General features: G+C 61.3%; 2 protein-coding genes. Both read left to right on the top strand.

Annotation, left to right across the window (positions count from 1 at the left end; genetic code table 11):
• The first annotated feature begins 59 nt into the window (after positions 1-59).
• Entirely contained in the window at positions 60-1,130 is a 1,071-nt protein-coding gene (gene amrS, locus GXX82_16705) for an AmmeMemoRadiSam system radical SAM enzyme (GenBank protein NLT24685.1), read from the top strand.
• Positions 1,127-2,026 (top strand): AmmeMemoRadiSam system protein B (gene amrB, locus GXX82_16700; GenBank protein ID NLT24684.1); only part of this gene is annotated, 900 nt, incomplete at its 3' end. The genes amrS and amrB, both read left to right, overlap by 4 nt.

The raw sequence follows: 2,026 nt of genomic DNA, 5'->3' as shown, positions 1-2,026 counted from the left end.
TATACCACAGCGATGGTGCCACGGTGAGAAGAAGAGATTTCCTGAAGGTCGCAGCACTCATGCCTTTCGTCCTTGGTGCAGGAACGAATGTTCACGCGCAGACATCCGGGCCGGCATTCCACGAGGCCCTCTACTACCGGAAGACGGGTTCGACGAGGGGTGTCGAGTGCCTCCTGTGTCCCCGCCGCTGCACGCTTCCCGACGGTGCCACGGGCTTCTGCCGGGCCCGCAGGAACATCTCCGGCAAGCTCTATTCCCTCGGCTACGGCTCGCCCTGCGCGGTGCATATCGACCCCGTGGAAAAGAAACCGTTCTTCCACGTCCTTCCCAGGACATACTCCCTCTCCGTGGCAAGCGCCGGCTGCAATTTCCGGTGCCGGTTCTGTCAGAACTGGCAGATCTCCCAGGTGTCACCCCTCGAGACCACGAACGTCACCCTGCCGCCGAAGGACCTCGCAGCGGCAGCCGCCCAAAAGGATTGCAAAAGCATCGCCTACACATACACGGAGCCGACGAACTTCTACGAGTACATGTTCGACACGGCGAAAGAGGCCCGCGGGCGGGGCATCCTCAACGTCGCGCATTCCAACGGCTATATCAATCCCGAACCCCTGAAGGCGCTGTGCAGGTACATGGACGCCATCAACATCGACCTCAAGGGCTTCTCCGAAGACTTCTACGGCAAGCTCTGCGGAGGCCGGCTCGCTCCCGTGCTCGCAACGATAAAGACCCTCAAGCGGTCCGGCGTATGGGTGGAGATCACGAACCTCGTCATAGAAGGGTACAACGACGACGAGAAGATGGTGAGGGAGATGTGCCGGTGGGTCGTGAAGGAGGTCGGACGGGATGTGCCCGTCCACTTCTCCCGCTTCTACCCCATGTACAAACTGACGGGCATCTCTCCCACATCGGTGAGAACACTGGAAAGGTCCCGCGATGCGGGCTTAGAAGCGGGACTTCAGTTCGCCTACATCGGGAACGTCCCGGGCCATCCCGGAGAGAACACCTACTGTCCGAAATGCAAGACGGTCCTGATCCAGAGATCGGGGTACAATGTCCTCAACGTGACCCTCAAGAACGGCACGTGCCCCTCGTGCGGGACAAAGATAGGAGGCATATGGGCGACATGAGAAGGACACATGCGAACAAAGACTTTACTGTCCTGGCCCTGGTGGCGGCGCTCGCCGCCTGCGTTCTTGTCCTGGCGGCAGGCGAGGCGCTCGCGCAATCCGCCGCCCCGGTGAGAAAGCCTGTCTTCGCAGGCTCTTTCTACCCCGCGGACAAGGTATCTCTGCAAACCCTGGTGGACGGGTACCTGAAGGATGCACAGCGCGTGGGTGACGCGCCACCGGGCGTCTTCGCCGTTATCGCCCCTCACGCGGGATATGTCTATTCGGGAAAGACGGCAGCCTTTTCATACAACGCCGCCAGGAGAAAGGGCATCACGACGGTCATCCTCCTTGGATCAAGTCATCGCAGTTCCTTCAAGGGCATAGCCCTGTACCCGTCAGGCAGCTGGGAGACACCCCTCGGAAAGGTGTCTGTCGACACCGCCATGGGCAGGAAGATGGCCTCCCTCTGCGGTGCCGTGAAGAACAACCCCGGTGCCTTTGACGAGGAGCACTCCCTCGAGGTCCAACTCCCCTTCATCCAGCGAACGCTCGAAGGCTTCAAGATCGTCCCTCTTCTCACGGGCATGGTGGAAAGACAGGATGTGAAGGCGCTCTCGGGAGCCCTCGTCACGGTTCTCACGCAGCACAGGGGAAAGGTGCTTCTCGTCGTCTCCTCGGACATGTCCCATTACCATCCGTACAACGAAGCGGTCAGCATGGATTCGTCAACCTTGAGGCTCGTGGCCGGCCTCGACGCGGCGGGCCTGATCGACGGGCTGGCGAAGAAGGAGAACGAGCTCTGCGGCGCGACGGCGGTCGCTGCCTCCATGATGGCGGCGGCGAAGCTGGGGGCACAGGCACAGGTCCTTCACTACACGAACTCGGGAGACACGGCGGGGGACAGGACGAGGGTG

Origin of the sequence: Syntrophorhabdus sp., from assembly GCA_012719415.1 — a bacterium.
In the GTDB taxonomy this organism is placed as follows: domain Bacteria; phylum Desulfobacterota; class Syntrophorhabdia; order Syntrophorhabdales; family Syntrophorhabdaceae; genus Delta-02.
This window is presented reverse-complemented; position numbering and strand designations above follow the sequence as displayed.

What these genes read in the sequence shown, in the direction of transcription:
- amrS (NLT24685.1), top strand. Translation starts at nt 60, where the DNA reads ATGCCTTTCGTCCTTGGTGCAGGAACGAATGTTCACGCGCAGACATCC.